Genomic DNA, 17614 nt, shown 5'->3' on the forward strand with positions numbered 1-17614 from the left:
GTCATTGGGTAAGAGGGACGTAAGTCATAGGAGGTTCCCTCACTTTCGGGGAGACTCGGCCCGGAGCAGCCCCCAGGGGCACGGCACAACTGGAAGAGTCGTATCCATGCAGGTCTGGCCTGGAGAGGCATATCCACTCGGTGCCACGTACGACGGTGCCGGTACCAATTTCGCGGTCTTCTCGGAGGCCGCCGCCCGTATAGAGCTGTGTCTGCTGCACGACGACGGCTCGGAGACCGCGGTGGAACTGCGGGAGAGCGACGCGTTCGTACGCCACGCCTATCTGCCCGGAATCATGCCCGGGCAGCGCTACGGCTTCCGCGCGCACGGGCCGTACGCGCCCGGCCGCGGCCAGCGCACCAACTCCGCGAAGCTGCTGCTCGATCCGTACGCGCGCGCGATCAGCGGTGCGGTGGAGTGGGGCGAGGAGGTGTACGGCTACCACTTCGGTGAGCCCGACAAGCGCAACGACCTGGACTCGGCGCCGCACACCATGACGTCGGTCGTGGTCAACCCGTACTTCGACTGGGGCGACGACCGGCCGCCACGCACCGAGTACCACCACACGGTGCTCTACGAGGCCCATGTGAAGGGCCTCACGATGCAGCACCCGGAGCTGCCCGAGGAACTGCGCGGCACCTACGCGGCGCTCGCCCACCCGGCGATCATCGAACACCTGACCAAACTGGGCGTCACCGCGCTGGAACTGATGCCCGTGCACCAGTTCGTGAACGACCACCGTCTGGTGGAGATGGGCCTGAACAACTACTGGGGCTACAACACGATCGGCTTCTTCGCCCCGCACAACGCGTACGCCTCCTGGGGCGACCGCGGACAGCAGGTCCTGGAGTTCAAGTCGGCGGTCCGGGCCCTGCACGAGGCCGGGATCGAGGTCATCCTGGACGTCGTCTACAACCACACGGCCGAGGGCAACCACCTGGGTCCGACGCTGTCCTTCAGAGGCCTCGACAACGCCTCGTACTACCGCCTCTCGGAGGACCAGCGCTACTACACGGACACCACGGGGACCGGCAACTCCCTGCTGATGCGCTCCCCGCACGTGCTCCAGCTGATCATGGACTCGCTGCGCTACTGGGTCACCGAGATGCACGTCGACGGATTCCGCTTCGACCTCGCGGCCACCCTGGCGAGGCAGTTCCACGAGGTGGACCGGCTGTCGTCGTTCTTCGACCTGGTGCAGCAGGACCCGGTGGTCTCCCAGGTGAAGCTGATCGCCGAGCCCTGGGACGTCGGCGAGGGCGGCTACCAGGTGGGCAACTTCCCGCCCCTGTGGACCGAGTGGAACGGCAAGTACCGCGACACCGTACGGGACATGTGGCGGGGCGAGCCGCGCACGCTGGCGGAGTTCGCGTCCCGTCTGACGGGCTCCTCCGACCTCTACCAGGACGACGGCCGCCGCCCCCTCGCCTCGATCAACTTCGTGACGTGTCACGACGGCTTCACGCTGAACGACCTCGTCTCGTACAACAACAAGCACAACGACGCCAACGGCGAGGACAACCGCGACGGCGAGAGCCACAACCGGTCCTGGAACTGCGGTGTCGAGGGCGAGACGGACGACGAGTCGGTCCTGGCCCTGCGCGGGCGTCAGAGGCGCAACTACATCGCGACGCTGATGCTCTCCCAGGGCGTGCCGATGCTCAGCCACGGCGACGAGTTCGCGCGTACCCAGGGTGGCAACAACAACGGGTACTGCCAGGACAGCGAGGTGTCCTGGGTGCCGTGGCCGGAGGAGGACGGCGAGCTCCTCGAGTTCACCCGCGCGATGGTGTGGCTCCGCCGAGACCACCCGGTCTTCCGGCGTCGCAGGTTCTTCCACGGGCGTCCCGTCCAGGGCACCCACGACGAGTTGTCCGACATCGCGTGGTTCACCCCGGAGGGCCAGGAGATGACCCAGCGCGACTGGGGCTCGGCGACGGCACGCGCCCTGTCCGTCTTCCTCAACGGCAACGCGATCTCCGAGCCGGGCCCGCGCGGGGAGCGCATCTCCGACGACTCCTTCCTGCTGATGTTCAACGCCTCGCCGGGGCCCCTGGAGTTCGTGGTGCCGGTCAATCACGGACGCCAGTGGCAGGTGATCGTCGACACGGCACGCCCGGAGGGAGTGGCGCCGGGAACGGGCGCGAAGGTCGAGGCCGGGGACCGGCTGTCCCTGGTCGACCGGAGCATGACGGTGTTGCAGCGGCCCGCCTAGGCGATGCGTCAGCCGTTTCCCGTGGTGCACGCGCGCGTAGAGGGTCCCTCGCTCCACGCGCGCGTGCCCGTTTGCAGGCGTCGATGACACGAAAGGCGGCAGGGCGGGTACGTAGGTTCCCATGACACCTGAGCGTCCAGAACCGGTGACTCCCGAGCCCGTGGTTCCCGCCGTGCCGACCGCCACGTACCGGTTGCAGCTCCAGCCGGAGTTCCCCTTCGGGGCGGCCGAGGCGGCCGTGCCGTATCTGGCCTCGCTCGGCGTCTCTCATCTGCACCTGTCCCCCGTCCTGGAGGCGGTCCCGGGCTCGACGCACGGCTACGACGTGGTGGACCACGCGCGCGTACGGGGCGAACTGGGCGGGGAGGACGGGCTGCGCTCCCTGGCGCGCACCGCGCGGGAACACGGTCTTGGGCTGGTCGTGGACATCGTGCCGAACCACATGGCCATGACCCCGCGGCACAACCGCCCCCTGTGGGAGGTGCTGCGCGAGGGCCCCGAGTCGCCCTACGCGCGGTGGTTCGACATCGACTGGGACGCCCAGGGAGGACAACTGCTGCTGCCGGTGCTCGGGGGCAGGCTCGGCGCGGAGCTCGGCCATCTGAAGGTGGACGGCGACGTACTGCGCTACTACGACCAGGTGTTCCCGCTGCGCGAGGGCACCGAGAAGCTGCCGCTGCCGCAGCTGCTCGACGCGCAGTGGTACCGCCCGGCGTGGTGGCGGCTGGCCAGGACCGAGCTCAACTACCGCCGGTTCTTCAGCATTTCGGAGCTGATCGGGCTGCGCGTCGAGGACCCGGAGGTGTTCGCGGCGACCCACGCGAAGATCCTGGAACTGCTCGACGACGGCGTGGTCGAGGGGCTGCGCATCGACCACCCGGACGGGCTCGCGGACCCGGACACATATCTGCGCCACCTGCACGAGGCGACCGGCGGGCGTTGGACGGTGGTCGAGAAGATCCTCGCGGACGGCGAGCCGCTGCCCGCCGCGTGGCCCGTCGCGGGCACCACCGGCTACGACGCGCTGCGGCAGGTGGACGGCCTCTTCGCGGACCCCGCGGGCGCGGGCGAACTCCTCGGCCAGTACCGGCGTTTCGCAGCCCCTCAGAGCGACCGGGGCGGCCACTGGGAGGCGACGGTGCGCCGGGCGGCGTACAAGGTGGTCACGCACGAACTGGCCACGGAGGTCGACCGCCTCACGCGCGTGGCGAGCCGCCTGTGCACGGCCTCCCCGGACCCCGCGCTGCGCGACCACGCCCCCTGGGCGCTGGGCACCGCGCTGCGCGAACTCCTCGTACGCCTTGAGGTGTACCGGCCCTACCCCTCCTCCGACGCCGCCCTGGTGGTCACCGAGGAGGCCGCCGCCGAGGCCCGGGCGGTCTTCACGGTGCCCGAGGAGGCGCACGCCGTGGACGTCGTACGGGACCTGGTGCTCGGGCGGGCCGGTGACGGGCCCGGGCACGCGGAGTTCCGAGCCCGGTTCGCACAGACCTCGTCCGCGCTGCGGGCCAAGTCCGTGGAGGACACGGCGTTCTACCGCTATGTGCCCCAGCTGTCGGCGAACGAGGTGGGCGGGAACCCCGGGAGCCCGGCCGTGTCCCCGGAGGACTTCCACGCCTACTGCGCGCGCGTGCAGCGCGACTGGCCCGCCACCGGAACCGCCCTGTCCACCCACGACACGAAACGCAGCGCCGACGTACGTGCCGCCCTCTCCGTGCTCACCGAGTGCCCCGGGCAGTGGGCCGACGTCCTGGCCGAGGTGACCCGCGAGGGCGCGGGCGTGCCCGACCCGCAGGTGGCGTGGGCCGCGTGGCAGACGGTGTTCGGGCTCGGCCCGGCCGACCCGGAGCGGGTCCAGGGGGCCCTGCTGAAGCACATCCGGGAGGCCGGACTGCACACCGCCTGGACCGAGCAGGATCCCGCCTACGAGGACGCGGTGGCGGCGTTCGTCGCGGCGGGGCCCTGCGGGGCGCCAGGGCGGCGCGTGGCCGACTTCCGGGCCGCCCTGGCGCCGCATGTGCGGGCGAACGTCCTGGGGGCCGCTCTGGTCCACCTGACGATGCCTGGGGTACCGGACGTCTACCAGGGCACCGAGGGCGAGTACCTGGCGCTGGTGGACCCGGACAACCGGCGGCCGTTCGCACCTCTGGAGCAGGAGTCGGCGAAGTCCGCGCTGACCACGGGGGCCCTGCGGCTGCGCGGGCGGCGCCCCGCCGTCTTCGGCGACCCGGCGACGTACGGGCCGCTGACGGCACAGGGCCCCGGCGCCGCGCACTGTGTGGCGTTCGTACGCTCCGGTGAGGTGGTCACGGCAGTCACCCGGCTGTCGCTGCGGCTTGCGGAGGCGGGCGGCTGGCGCGACACCCTGCTCCCGCTTCCCGAGGGACGGTGGGGCGATGTGCTCACCCCGGGGCGGGAGTTCACGGGGCACGCGCGCGTGGCGGAGCTTTTCGAGCGGTTGCCCGTGGTGCTGCTCGAGCGGGTCAGCGAAGGCGCACCGCAAGGCTCCGCGGTGAGCGGCTGATCAGGCCCTCCGGGGTGGGCCGGAAGCCCGGGACCCACCGGAGGTCCGGCAGGACCGTCAGGAGGGCGCGCAGGCCGTGTTCGGCGGTGAGCCGGGCGAGCAGGGCACCGGGGCACAAGTGCCGTCCGGAGCCGTACGCGAGCTGCCCGGGGTCGGTGCGGAAGGCGTCGTAGCGGTCCGGGTCGGCGAACCGTGCGGGGTCACGGCCCGCGGAACCCACCAGACACGCCACGGTGGCGCCCACGGGTATCGCGCCGACCGGCTCGACGGCCCGCCGCAGCACGATGTGCAGCGGCGGATCGCGGCGCAGCGACTCGGCCCAGGCGTCGGCCGTCAGCGCGGGACGGAGGCGGACGATCCCCAACTGGCCCGGGTGATCGAGGAGGTTGGCGAGGAACGACGCCAGGCCCCGGGCGGTCGCCTCGCCGCCCGCACCGAGGAGGGACCCCGAAAGGCCGATGACGGCCTCGTCGGACAGCGGTCGCCCGTCGGCCCGCGCCGTGCACAGCGCCGACAGCAGATCGGTGCCCGGGTGGGCGCGGCGGCGGGCGATGTACGGCCGCAGGAAGGTGTCGAGGTCGGGGTGGTGGCCGCCGAGATGGTCGAGTCCCGTGCGGCACCAGGCGTGCACGCGCGCGGTCTCCTCGTACGGCAGCCCGAGCGCGGCGACGGCCGCCGCGGTGGGCAGCCATTCGCAGAACTCGGCGACGAGATCGGCCTCCTGGCGGCCGGCGAGACGGCGGGCGAGGACGTACGCCGTGCGGGCGACACCGGCGGTCAGGGCGGTCAGCGCGGCTCCCCGGAACGCCGGGGAGACCACGGCCCGGTGCGCGCTGTGCGTAGGGCCCTCCAGGTGGGCCAGGGTGCGTCCGGGCGGCACGGCGACGAGCCGCGGGTCCGCGAGCGCGGCGCGCACATCGGCGTACCTGCTGACCAGCCAGGCGCCGAACGGCTCGTCGTACACGAGGGGATGGCGCTCGCGCAGGACGCGGTACAGCGGGTAGGGGTCGCGCTCGGTGCCGGGGGCGAGGAGGCTCGGGGGCGACGGGCGGTTCTCCGCCGGCGGTCCCGTCCGTGTCGCCGAGCCGGGGCCGGTCCGGGGCAGCGGACTCGGCAGCGCGGCCATGCTCTCCGGCCACTGACTCAGCGGCTCGGAGGGATCCCCCGGCCACGGGCTCAACAGTGGAGACGCCTCCGCCGGCCGAAGGCTCCCAGATGCGGGTCCGTCATCCAGGAGGGCACCCGGAGTCGAAAACCGCGGCGGTCCCGTCGGTATGGACGCCGGTGCGCCTTCGCCGGGAAGACCGTGAGGACACAGCACCGCCGGCCTCCCGCCTCGGGTCTGCGCGCTGGACCCGCGCGCGGTTGGTCCCAGCCGACCACCGCGACGCCCGGACCGCAGGCCTCGTACACCCGTACGGGTGACGCAGACGCCTCCTCGCGGCACCGGCGGTCGCGGCACCGCTCCGCGCGAGGCCGAGGCATGCATCCGAGGCGGTCGGCGAGACGTTCCGGACGCTCCGAGGGCGGGGCGTGCATCAGCGGTGAATCCGCCGTCTGTCGGTGCACACCCCCCTGCCAGCGGTAAATGCTATTTGGCGCCCCCTGGAGCCGCCCCATCACTTCCTTGACACTTCACTCAGTCCGTGGAGTACTGCGGAAAGCGACGCAGGGCGGACAAGTCGGGGGTGAGTCTCCTGCCGGAGTTGCGCTACCTCACTGTGACCGAAATCGTCTCGACCGCCCGGGCGTTGGCAGCTCACCGTCCCGGCCTGTGCGCGCTCAGACAAGTCGGTGTCTCGCGCGGGGGCAGACCTCTCCTCCTGCTGTCCATGGGCCACGCACCGCGCGCGGTCCTTGTCGTGGCGGGCGCGCACGCGAACGAGCCGACCGGCGGCTCGACCGTGCTGGCGGTGGCCGAACGCGTACTGCACGAGCGGGAGTTGCGGGCCGGCACCTCCTGGCACTTCCTGCTCTGCGCGGACCCGGACGGGGCGAGCCTCCATGTGACGCCGGCGCCGCGCACCCTGTTCGACTACCACCGCGGCTTCTTCCGTCCGGCCGGGCCCGAGCAGCCGGAGTGGTCCCCCTCCGTGCTGCCGCCCGACCAGTTGCCGCCGGAGACCCGCGCCCTCACCCGGGTCATCGACGAGGTGCGGCCCTACCTCCAGGTCAGCCTGCACGGGACCGATCTGGGCGGCAGCTGGGTGCAGTTGACCAAGGACGTCCCCGGACTCGCCGAGCCGTTCGCCAAGTCCGCGGCGGAGCTGCACATCCCGGTGGAGACGGCCGCGTCGGACGCCGCCGGCTGGCCCGCCTCCGGGCCCGGGGTGCATGTGATGCCGGCGCCCGGCTCGGACGCGGCGTACCCGAGCATGCCCGACGACGCACGGCACAGCACCTGGTACCACGCCCACCGGTACGGCGGTCTCACCGCGGTGGTCGAAGTGCCGATGTGGGCCAGTGACCTGGTGGACGATCCGGCGCCGCACCCGGCTCCCGCGGCGGCGATGCGACGGCTGGCGCACCGGCTGCTGTGGGACGCGCTGCAGGTGGAGGGGGTGCTCAAGGCTGCGCTGCCGCGGCTCCATGGCCTCGACGGCCCGCTCCTGCGCGCCTCGAAGTGGGCGCTGGACCTGGTGCCGGGCCTGGCCGACGACTGGGTCCGGACGCCGCCGACGAACACGACGATGGCGTACGTCGGCAGTGTCGACGCGTTCGGGCGCCGGATCCCGCTGCGGGCAGCCGCGATGCTGCTGCGGGTCCTGCGGGAGGCCGGCGACCGCGAGGTACCGCGTCTCGAACGGCTCGTCGCCACCTGGAGCGATGCCTTCGCCGAACGCTTCCGTGCCCGCTGGGTTCCCTTGGAGCACCAGGTCGAGCACCAGGCACGTACGGTGATCGCGGCCGCCCGCCACGCACGTGACGCGCAGTCCTGAATCGGCCTCTACGGAGTCAGCCTCCGAGCGCGAACACCGACCCCGTCTCGACTCCCATCATGCAGGTGTTCGAGAAGGTGTGCGTGTACTCGGTCCGTCGGCCGTTCCACTCGCCGCGCGCCGAGGCGGTGACCGGCGCGTAGATCATCGGGCAGAGGACGTCGGCCCTGACCGGGATGCGGGTGATGTCCCCTTCGGCGGCCCGGAGTTCCTCGCAGGCCTGTGCCGCGTGGGCGTGGCCCTGGGGCGGGTCGCAGAGCAGCAGTGTGCCGCGGGTGTCGCTGGACCGGGCGTCGCCGGTGGTGACCGTGAGGTACAGCCAGTTGCCTTGGACGGCCTGCTGAGGCATCGCCGGGGCCGCGCCCACGGTGAGGAGGGCGACCGCCGCGAGCAGACCGCCCCGTACCGCTTGAGTGGTTTTCGTCATTCCCGATGCATCGGCACCGCGGCCTGCGAACCCCACCCCGTCTCACCCGAACGGGAGTGCACGCGCGCGTGCCGTCCGGCGAGTTCGAACGCGGCGAGCACCACGCGCGCCTGGTACTCGACCTGACGCGCGACCGGGATCCAGCGCGCCCCGCAGCCGTCGCGGTAGTCGGCGCACCACTCGTCGATCAGCCGGTCGAGCTCCGGCAGCGCTCCGCGCGGGTCGTGTCCGGAGCCGGTCACGAGCTGGTGCAGCAGTCCCGCGGTGCGCAGGGCGACCCGGCGGCCCGCGAGGCGCAGGGCGGTCAGCCGCGCGGTGTTGAGCGGCGGCAGTGGGCGCGCTCCACCGTCGTGCAGGTCGGGGTCCCACGAATCGGCGAGACCGGGGCCGACCAGTAAATAGTCGTCCACGGGCGCGAGGAGGCAGGCCACGTCCGGGGAGTTGTCGAGAACGGGGCGCACGCGCGCGAGGATCCCCTCCAGGAGCCGGGTGTCGTCGCGCAGGGCGTGGCTGACGGCGCGCAGCGCCGCGTCGGCGTCGGCGGGCGGTGAGGGGTCCTCCACGGCGGCGACACCCCACATGGGGGCCTCGACGACCGCTGTCACGGTGCCGTACGGGTGCGGGTGGAACCAGGTGGACTCGACCGCGGCCTCCGTGATGGCGGCCGCGAGGTCTCCCCTGCGCGGCGGCGGGATGCGGTAGACGGCGGGGCCGAGCGTCGGCCAGTACAGGGTGTCGTACGGGCCGAGTTCGCGCGGGATGCCGAGGCGGGTCGCGGTGTGCGCGACGCGCTGGGCGATTCCGGGCAGCTCGCGGGTGAGCTCGACGAAGGCGCCGCCCACGTCGACGCCGTGCAGGGAGCACTGCAGGAAGGGCCGCAGTTCGTCCTGGAGGTCGAGGAGGGTGCGGGTCTCGGGCAGGGTCGCCCCTTCCGCGCCCTCGGGCAGCCATTCGGGCTGCTCCAGGAAGCCGGGCCGGAAGAAGTGCCTGAAGTAGTTGCCGAGGGTGTACGGGCCCGAAAGCCAGGCCTCGTTGCGGCGCGCGCCGTCGGGGTCCAGGCAGAGCAGCAGGTTCCAGGTGGCGTCGGCGCCCTCGCACAACCGGGGGTCGGCGAGCGCCCGTTCGGCAAGACGCAGGGCCGTGGCACCGCCCACGGGTTCGTTGGCGTGCGGTCCGGCGACGACGAGGGCCTGACGGCTGCCGTGCCCGACGGACAGGAGCCACAGCGGCGTGCCCGCCCGTGACGTGCCCACGCGGCGCAGTCGGGCGTCGCGAGGACGGCGGGCGACGAGCGTGGCCGCACGGGCTCCCAGCTCGTCCACAGTCGGGTAGCGGAGGAGCGGCGGCAGGGCACACCTCCACTCTGAGTGGTGCCGTCGGTTCACCTGATGTGCATGGTGTACGCACAGTCAGTCACGCCTCTTGGGGTACGTCAACACCGTGGAGCGTAAGGAGAGTCGGCGAAAACTGAGCGCAAATCCCAGGCCAGAGCTCAGTCGGCGGGGGGCCGCGCGGGGCAGTTCCACGCGAGCCGGAACGTCACCCGGGCGGTCAGTCCGAGGCCAGCCGGAACGTCATCCGCCCGAAGCCGATCTGGTCGCCGTCCTTGACGACGGCGGCGCCGATGACGCGCCGTCCGTTGACGGTCGTGCCGTTGGTCGAGCCGAGGTCGCGCAGCACCCACAGACCGCCCTGCCGGCTCAGCTCGGCGTGTATCCGGGACACCGTCTCGTGGTTGAGCCGCAGACCGTTGGCGGGGTCGCGGCCGATCCGCAGCGGGTACATGCCCGCCGGCTGGGGCAGCAGCAGCTTCGGGAGCTTCTCGGCCTGCCAGGCCCTGCGCACCCGTACGGAGAAGCCGGAGACCGCCTCGACTGTGCCGAACACCAGCTTCGACCAGCGGTTCTCGGTGGGCAGGTCGGCGGTGAGCACGGCCAGTTCGTCGGACCTGCGGGCGGTGAGCGCCAGCTCCATGCGGCGGATGAACGTGTCGTGCGAGAGGCGCCCGAGGGCGACGCCGTCACGGAGCGCCTTCAGCGCCCGGTCGCGCTCCGCGTCGGACAGCCGCGCGGGGTACGTGTGGAACTCGAAGGACGACGTCACGCTCGTGATTGTCGGGCAGCGCGGGCGGGGTGTCCAGAAAACACGGAAACGACGGCTGCGGCCGACCGGACCGTTCCAGGTGGCGAACACGCGGCAAAAGGGTGGATTCGAAAGCGAATTGATCTCGCGTGAAGCACCATGGACAAGCTGCGTCACGGTGAGCGGACAACGGTGAGCGATCAACGCTGAGCGAACAAGGGGGAACCGTCAGTGCGGTTCGAGGTGTGGGCACCGCAGGCCGACCGGGTGACACTCCACTGCGAGGGCACCACGCGCGCGTTGGAGCACGATCCGGAGCGTGCCGGGTGGTGGACGGGTGACGCGGAGGCGCGGGACGGGACGCGGTACGGCTTCGCGCTGGACGACGGCCCCGTGCTGCCCGATCCCCGCTCGCGGCGGCAGCCGGACGGCCCCGACGGGCTGAGCGCGGTGGTCGACCCGGAGAGGTACGGCTGGCGCACGGAGTGGGCGGGGCGTCCGCTGCCGGGCGCGGTCCTGTACGAGCTGCACGTGGGGACGTACACGCCCGAGGGCACCCTTGACGCGGCCGCCGAGCGGCTCGGGCATCTCCAGGAACTGGGCATCACCCACGTCGAGTTGATGCCGGTGTGCCCGTTCCCCGGACGGCACGGCTGGGGGTACGAGGGTGTCTCGCTGTGGGCCGTGCACGAACCGTACGGCGGCCCCGAGGCGCTGAAGCGCTTTGTCGACCGGGCGCACGAACTCGGCCTGGGCGTCGTCCTCGACGTCGTGCACAACCACCTCGGTCCGTCCGGCAACTACCTGCCCGCGTTCGGGCCGTACTTCACGGACACCCACCAGACGCCCTGGGGCTCCGCGGTGAACCTGGACGCGCCCGGTTCGGACGAGGTGCGCGCGTATCTCGTGGGCAGCGCGCTGGCGTGGCTGCGCGACTACCGTCTTGACGGGCTGCGCCTGGACGCGGTGCACGCGCTGCGGGACAGCCGGGCGCTGCACTTCCTGGAGGAGTTGTCGACGGCCGTGGACGGCCTCGCCGCGGACCTGGGGCGGCCGCTCTTCCTGGTCGCCGAATCGGATCTGAACGACCCTCGGCTCATCACCTCCCGCGAGGAGGGCGGCCTCGGGCTGCACGCGCAGTGGAACGACGACTTCCACCATGTGCTGCACGCCGCACTGACCGGTGAGGCGCAGGGCTACTACGCGGACTTCGCGCGCGCCCCGTTCGCGTCGCTGGCGAAGACGCTGACGTCCGGCTTCTTCCACGACGGCACCTACTCGAGCTTCCGCGGGCGCTCCCACGGCCGCCCTCTCGACCGTACGCGCGTCTCGGCCCACCGCCTGCTCGGCTACGCCCAGACCCACGACCAGATCGGCAACCGCGCTCAGGGCGACCGACTCTCGGCCTCCCTCTCCCCCGGGCTGCTGGCCTGCGCCGCCGCGCTGACGCTCACCGGGCCCTTCACTCCGATGCTGTTCATGGGCGAGGAGTGGGCCGCGGGCACGCCCTGGCAGTTCTTCACCGACCACACCGATCCCGAGCTCGCCGATGCCGTACGGCGGGGCAGGCGCCGGGAGTTCGCGGCGCACGGGTGGGCCGAGGAGGACGTCCCGGACCCCCAGGACCCGGCCACCCGGGACCGCTCCTGCCTGGACTGGTCGGAGCCCGAAGAGGCACCCCACGCGCGCGTACTGGCCTGGTACCGCGACCTGATCACCCTGCGCCAGCGCCAGGCCGACCTCTCGGACCCCGACCTCGCCGCCGTCAAGGTCGCCTACGACGAGGAGGCCCGCTGGCTGGCCCTGCGGCGCGGGGACGTCCGGGTGGCCGTGAACCTCTCCAAGGAGACCGCGGAGATCCCCCTCGGCATCCGCCACGCGCGCGTGCTGGCCGCCTGGGAGCCGGTCCGGGCGCCGGGCGAGGACGGAGTGTTGAGCGTGCCGGGCGAGTCGTGTGTGGTGCTGAGGCAGGCGTGATCCGGTGGCGGGTCGAGCGGGCGTGAGCCCACAGTGGTTCAGTCGTCGCCCGTCAGTTCCGTGACGCGTTCCAGCAGGATCGGCTCCCAGGCCCGGCGCAGTTGGGTCCTCAGGAGGGCGACGGGGCTCTCGTCACGCCCCTGGAAACGGTCGGCGAGCCGGATCACGGTGTCGCAGCGGGACAGCCACAGGCCGCGCAGACAGGGGCGGGCGCCGTACCCGGCGAGGGTGGCGGCGCGTACGGCCGCGGGGGCGCCGACGGCGACGGCGAGCCCGGCGATGTCCTCGGTGGGGTCGCCGATCACCGCGTCGGTCCAGTCCAGGACACCGCGCACCCGGCCGTCGGCGCTGACGACGAGGTGTCCGCCCTTGAGGCCGTGGTGCACGAGGACGGCGGCGCCGGGCTGTCCGGCGAGCTTGACGGCGGCTGCCGCGGTGAGCTGGGCGAGCCGGGCGGGGTCGAACTCGTCGGCGGACGCGAGCTGTTCGGCGGCCCGTCCGGCGGACGTCCGCAGCGCCTCCAGGGAGCGCGGCGCGGCGCGCGGAACACCGAGAGCCTCGGCCTGTCGTACGGGCACCTCGCGCAGCCCCGCGAGGAGCGCCGCGAGGTCCGCCTCGCCGATGGCGGAGACGTCCTGTTCCTCGCCGGTGACGCCGGCCAGCTTGGTGTCGAGGGTGTAGCTCAGACCGGCGGCCCACTCGCCGTGCGCGACGCTCACCGGGACCGCCACCCCGGCATGCGGGCGGACCACGTCACGCAGCCGCAGTTCACGGCGTTGGCGTGCGGAGGCCTCGCGGTCCGGGGCGAGCCGCAGGACATGACGCGAACCGACCCACCAGGTGGAGTGTCCGCCCCCCTCGGTGATGGGCCGGACGTCGGGGCCCCGGCCCGCCGCGGGGGCGTCGGCGAGCAGGGTACGGACCAGTCGGCGGACGGCGTCCGCGGTCGGTGTCGGTGCCTGGGTCATGGTCGCGCCGCTGTCGTTCGGGGACGTGGGAACCGAGCGTGGAAGGACTTTCCGGTCGGGCGTGGGAAGAACTTCCGGTCATTCGACGATCACCAGCTCTCGGGAAGTGGTGTTGAGGCGGCGCCCGCCGTCCTCGGTCACCGTCACGATGTCCTCGATGCGCACTCCGAAGCGGCCGGGCAGATAGATGCCGGGCTCCACGGAGAAGCACATTCCGGGGACGAGGGGCAGTTCCTCGCCCTCGATCATGTACGGCGGTTCGTGGGTGGTGACGCCGATGCCGTGCCCGGTGCGGTGGATGAAGTACTCGCCGTACCCGGCCTCGGTGATGACCGCGCGGGCCGCCCGGTCGACGTCCTGGCAGGCGGCACCGGGCCGCACCGCCCGGAAGCCCGCCTCCTGCGCTTCGCGCACGATGTCGTGCACCGCGCGCTCCTCGTCGTCCGGTTCGCCGACGTGGACCGTGCGGGAGGTGTCGGAGCCGTAGCCGTGCTTGAGGCCGCCGAAGTCGAGGACGACCATGTCGCCGCGTTCGATGACGCGGTCGCCGGCCTCGTGGTGCGGGTTGGCTCCGTTGGGGCCCGAGGCGACGATGGTGAAGTCGACCTGGGAGTGCCCGAACTGCCGCAGCAGGGCGGCGACATCGGCGGCGACGTCCGTCTCCCGGCGGCCCGCGAAGGGAACCTTCCTGATCTCCTCGTACGTCGCGTCCGCGGCGGCCCCTGCAGCCGCAAGGCGGTCCAGTTCCGCCGCGTCCTTGACACCCCGCAGCATCGGCAGGGCCTCGGTGAAGGCGACGTAGCGCGTGTCCGGCAGCCGCTTCTGGAGGCCGAGCAGGTGCAGGGCCCAGGTGTTGTCGCTGACGCCGAAGCGGCCGGAGCCGGCGAGGAGGGCGCCGGTCGCCTCGTACGGGTCCTTGCCGTCGGTCCAGTCACGGAGTGCCAGCGTGGGGGCCGCCGCTGCCGCGTCCGGGGCCTCCAGGGTGGGCACGACGAGGACGGGATCCTGGCCGGGCCTGAGCACCAGCACGGTGAGCCGTTCGGTCTCCACGGGCCGGTACCCGGTCAGCCACACCAGATCGGGCCCCGGCGCGACCAGGACGCCGTCGAGCCCCGCGTCCGCGGCGGCATCGGCCGCGCGCCGCATACGGGCCTCGTAGTCACCGGCGGTGAAGGGCGCGGGTGTGCCGGTCATCCATGCCTCCGTCTTTCCCGGATTCCCCAGGGGGCTACGGGCAGCATCCTGCCCCTCCAGTGGGGCGGGCGCGAGCCGGTTGCCGCGCTCGCGTCAGCTCTCCAGGGCCAGCCGGGCGCCCAGGAGCAGCAGTACGCCCCCGGAGACCTGCTCCAGGCGCCGGCGCACGCCGGTCCGGGACAGTACGGCCTTCATCCGGCCGACGAACCACACGTACAGGCCGTAATAGCCCACCTCGTAGACCGCCCAGAGCGCGGCGAGTCCGACCATGGTGGGCAGATGCGGGGCGCCCTCGGGCACGAACTGCGGGAGGAAGGACATCGCGAAGATGGCCGCCTTGGGGTTGGCGAGGTTGAGCAGCAGACCACCTCGGTAGGAGGCCCAGTCGCTCTTCCCGGCGCCCTCCCAGCCCTCGCTGTTCACGGTTCCCTTGGAACGGAGCGCCTGCCACAGCGTCTGGACGCCGAAGCCGACGAGCACGGCCGCGCCGACGATCCGCATGACGTCGTACGCCAGCTCGGAGGCGGCAAGGAGTGCGGTCAGGCCGAATGCGGCGACGACTCCCCAGGCGAAGACGCCGGTCTCGTTGCCGAGCACCGTCAGGAAGCCGGAGCGCCTGCTGTGCAGTGAGCGCTTGATGATCAGCACGGTGCTCGGTCCGGGCGAGGCGGCGATCAGTGTGCAGGCGCCGAGGAAGGCGAGGAGGGTGCTCAGCATGCCGCCATCGTGGCGTGCGGTCCCGATCTCGGCCAACCCTTTTCCGGCGACTCGGAGTTAATGGCCAATCGTTGCCACGCCATTAGATCTAATGGTTAGATCGATTTCACCCATTAGGGCGATGAAGGGATGGGCATGCTCGTACTGGCACACATCAGTGACCTGCATCTGGATGGGACCGAGCGGGCGACGGAGCGGGCCGAGCGGGTACGCGACCGGCTGTGGGGGCTTCCCGGGAAGGTGGACGCACTCCTGGTGACCGGGGACATCGCGGACCACGGCACGGAGGCCGAGTACGAGGAGGCTGCGCGCCTTCTCGGGCTGCGCGACAGCGCGACACCCTTCCCCGTACTCACCTGCCCGGGCAACCACGACAGCCGCGCGCCCTACCGCAAGGCGCTGCTCGGGGAACCCGCTGCCGACGGGCCGGTCAACAGCGTCCATGTCTTCGACGACGCGGCCGTCCTGATGTGCGACTCCAGCATTCCGGGCCGCGACGAGGGCGAGCTCGACGAGGAGACGTACGCCTGGATCGAGGCGACGCTCGACGAGCTGAACGGCGATGTGCCGGCGCTGCTCGCCTTCCACCACCCGCCCGTGGCGCTGCACCACCCGTTGCCGGACGCCTACCAGCTGCGCAGGCCGCGCTCCCTGGCCGCGCTGCTGGAGCGGCGCCCCGAGGTGGCGGGGCTCATCACCGGCCACGCGCACACGCCCGCCGCGACCTCCTTCGCCGGGCGGCCGCTGGTCGTCGGACCCGGGGTGACGTGGACGCTGCGGCTGCCCTGGGAGGGCGAGGGAGCGGCGGACCGGGATGCTCCTCCCGGGTTCGCGTTTCATGTGCTGGACGACGAGGGGCGGTTGACCAGCCACTTCAGGGTGGTCTGAGCTCAGGTCACGACCCCTGGGGTCGTGGACAGTTGCTGTTGGTTGCCGTTCGCGTGCCGCACGGTGAGTGTGACGGACCTCCCGGGGTCGGCCGCGGCGACCGCCCGTGCCAGGTCGGCGGCCGAGTCGATCCGGGTCTCGCCGAAGGCGAGCAGGACGTCGCCGCGCACCAGTCCTGCCGCGTAGCCCGGGCCGGGGACGTGAACGCCGACGACGAGTGCGCCCGCGTCCTCGGAGGCGTCGACGGCCTCGACGCCGAGCGTTGCGCGCACGGGTTCCTTCCCCGATTCGTCCTCCGACTTCCCCGGTTCCTTCGGTTCCTTCGCGGGGGTTGAACTCCCGCTGTCCGGCGCCGACTTGGAGTCACCGGGCGATGCCGCTCCGGAGGTCTGTCCCGACGGGGCGGACTGGCCGGGCGCGCCCGCCCCCGCCGCCTGCTTCTGCAGATCCGCCAGCTTGCTCATCCCGATCACCGTGGCGCCCACGGTGCCGAGTCCGACGCCCGACAGGACCAGGACGGTCCCCACGAAGAGGCCGAACAGCAGAGTCATCAGCCGCTTGCCGCGTCGCCGCGCGGCGTGCGGACGCCGGACGCCGCCGGACGGACGGCCACCGCCCGGCTCCTGACCGGGCATCGGCTTGGGACGCAACGCGGTCTGTTCCATTGATCGCCTCCGGCAGATGCTCTACGGACCGCCCCCGGCTGTTGCTCTACCCGGCGCCCGGGCGCGCGACGATTCACGAACGAGTGAGACTGTCAAGCGCGTTCGAGAAGTTTGTCCGCCATTGTCGCCGCGGCTCCGCGCAGTGATCCGCCGTGCACCAGCTCCGTCCGGTGCACCACACGCGGCGACACCAGGGGCACGGCGACGGCTCCCGGGACACCGGTGGCCATCGCCCGGGGAAGCAGGGTCAGGCCGTGCCCGGCCGCGGCCAGCGCCGTGAGCGTGCGGATGTCGGTGCCCTCGTAGCGCAGCGCCGGGCGGAAGCCTCCACTGCCGTTCGCGGTACGAAGCTGGGCCAACGGCAGGCCCGCACCGGGAGCGTCCAGCCAGCGGGCGTCGACCAGGTCGCCGAGGCGCAACCCCGTACGGCGGGCGAGGGGATGGGACTCGGGCAGCAGCACGCAGACCGGCTCCTCCCCGACACTCCGCGTGGTCAGCGGCGCCACGTCGGGCAGCCGGAGCGGGTCGCTGGGCGCGGCGAGTCCGTCGACGAGGCCCAGGTCCGCGACGCCGGTGGCCACCGCCGCGGGGATCTCGTCGCGGGCCAGCACCCGCACGGTCACACCGGCCGCGGGGAGCGCGGCGACCGTACGCGGCCCGAGCGCCGTCGGTGCCACCGCGAGCGTCAGCCCGTGCTCGGGCGCGGCCGCCATCCGTACGACGTCGGCGCGGGCGGCGTCCAGGCGCAGCAGCAGCGGTCCCGCGTGTTCGAGGAGCCGCTCGCCGGACGCGGTGGGCACCACAGGGCGGCGGGTGAGCAGCGGCGTGCCGAGGTCCTGTTCCAGCGCGGCGATGTGCTGGGACACCGCGGACTGGGTGTAGCCGAGCTCGCGGGCGGCTTCCGAGAAGGAGGCGAGCCGGGCCACCGTGACGTACGTACGCAGGAGATGCGGGTCCATGTGCTCAAGGATCCCCGACCACATCAGCGTTGCTTATCGAGGGTGCAGAAATCATCGTT

Annotated in this window: 14 protein-coding genes; 5 read left to right on the forward strand and 9 right to left on the reverse strand. The window is 72.4% G+C overall.

The window, feature by feature from the left end; genetic code table 11:
• Positions 1-106 precede the first annotated feature (106 nt).
• Entirely contained in the window at positions 107-2215 is a 2109-nt protein-coding gene (gene glgX, locus OG266_RS10040; RefSeq protein ID WP_266474024.1) for a glycogen debranching protein GlgX, read from the forward strand.
• A gap of 121 nt (positions 2216-2336) precedes the next feature.
• Positions 2337-4739, forward strand: a complete 2403-nt coding sequence (gene treY, locus OG266_RS10045; protein WP_371544746.1) for a malto-oligosyltrehalose synthase — start codon at positions 2337-2339, stop codon at positions 4737-4739.
• Here the strand turns inward: treY and OG266_RS10050 are convergent.
• The gene (locus tag OG266_RS10050) at positions 4699-5865 is read right to left on the reverse strand and encodes a cytochrome P450 (RefSeq protein ID WP_371544748.1); all 1167 of its coding nucleotides are present in this window, start codon (positions 5863-5865) and stop codon (positions 4699-4701) included. The genes treY and OG266_RS10050 overlap by 41 nt on opposite strands.
• A 562-nt stretch (positions 5866-6427) precedes the next feature.
• Between OG266_RS10050 and OG266_RS10055 the strand changes: the two genes are divergently transcribed.
• Positions 6428-7678 (forward strand): M14 family zinc carboxypeptidase, encoded by a 1251-nt coding sequence (locus OG266_RS10055; protein ID WP_266475029.1) that lies wholly within the window; start codon positions 6428-6430, stop codon positions 7676-7678.
• A gap of 16 nt (positions 7679-7694) precedes the next feature.
• Here OG266_RS10055 and OG266_RS10060 read toward each other — a convergent pair whose 3' ends face one another.
• From OG266_RS10060 to OG266_RS10070, 3 genes are all read right to left on the reverse strand, one after another.
• Complete coding sequence (locus OG266_RS10060) at positions 7695-8105, reverse strand: SSI family serine proteinase inhibitor (protein ID WP_266474031.1); 411 nt, start codon at positions 8103-8105, stop codon at positions 7695-7697.
• Positions 8102-9427, reverse strand: coding sequence for a M14 family zinc carboxypeptidase (locus OG266_RS10065; RefSeq protein ID WP_371544751.1), 1326 nt, complete (start codon positions 9425-9427; stop codon positions 8102-8104). The genes OG266_RS10060 and OG266_RS10065 overlap by 4 nt, the downstream gene beginning before the upstream one ends.
• A gap of 229 nt (positions 9428-9656) precedes the next feature.
• Entirely contained in the window at positions 9657-10208 is a 552-nt protein-coding gene (locus OG266_RS10070; RefSeq protein ID WP_266474034.1) for a DUF1707 and FHA domain-containing protein, read from the reverse strand.
• Positions 10209-10418: 210 nt separating this feature from the next.
• Between OG266_RS10070 and treZ the strand changes: the two genes are divergently transcribed.
• The gene (gene treZ / locus OG266_RS10075; protein ID WP_371544754.1) at positions 10419-12164 is read left to right on the forward strand and encodes a malto-oligosyltrehalose trehalohydrolase; all 1746 of its coding nucleotides are present in this window, start codon (positions 10419-10421) and stop codon (positions 12162-12164) included.
• 38 nt (positions 12165-12202) lie between these two features.
• Here treZ and OG266_RS10080 read toward each other — a convergent pair whose 3' ends face one another.
• The 3 genes from OG266_RS10080 to OG266_RS10090 form a co-directional block, all read right to left on the reverse strand.
• A complete protein-coding gene (locus tag OG266_RS10080) occupies positions 12203-13132 on the reverse strand; it encodes an aminoglycoside phosphotransferase family protein (protein ID WP_266474038.1) in 930 nt (309 codons plus the stop codon).
• Positions 13133-13210: 78 nt separating this feature from the next.
• Positions 13211-14326 (reverse strand): aminopeptidase P family protein, encoded by a 1116-nt coding sequence (locus tag OG266_RS10085; RefSeq protein WP_371544757.1) that lies wholly within the window; start codon positions 14324-14326, stop codon positions 13211-13213.
• 93 nt (positions 14327-14419) lie between these two features.
• Entirely contained in the window at positions 14420-15043 is a 624-nt protein-coding gene (locus tag OG266_RS10090; protein WP_371544759.1) for a LysE family translocator, read from the reverse strand.
• Positions 15044-15178: 135 nt separating this feature from the next.
• Between OG266_RS10090 and OG266_RS10095 the strand changes: the two genes are divergently transcribed.
• Positions 15179-15931 (forward strand): phosphodiesterase, encoded by a 753-nt coding sequence (locus tag OG266_RS10095; protein WP_371544762.1) that lies wholly within the window; start codon positions 15179-15181, stop codon positions 15929-15931.
• Between the two features lie 2 nt (positions 15932-15933).
• Here OG266_RS10095 and OG266_RS10100 read toward each other — a convergent pair whose 3' ends face one another.
• Both OG266_RS10100 and OG266_RS10105 read right to left on the reverse strand, forming a co-directional pair.
• Positions 15934-16596 (reverse strand): PDZ domain-containing protein, encoded by a 663-nt coding sequence (locus OG266_RS10100; protein WP_371544765.1) that lies wholly within the window; start codon positions 16594-16596, stop codon positions 15934-15936.
• Positions 16597-16688: 92 nt separating this feature from the next.
• A complete protein-coding gene (locus OG266_RS10105; protein WP_371544767.1) occupies positions 16689-17555 on the reverse strand; it encodes a LysR family transcriptional regulator in 867 nt (288 codons plus the stop codon).
• Positions 17556-17614: the final 59 nt, after the last annotated feature.

Source organism: Streptomyces sp. NBC_00554, assembly GCF_041431135.1.
Classification (GTDB): Bacteria; Actinomycetota; Actinomycetes; order Streptomycetales; family Streptomycetaceae; genus Streptomyces.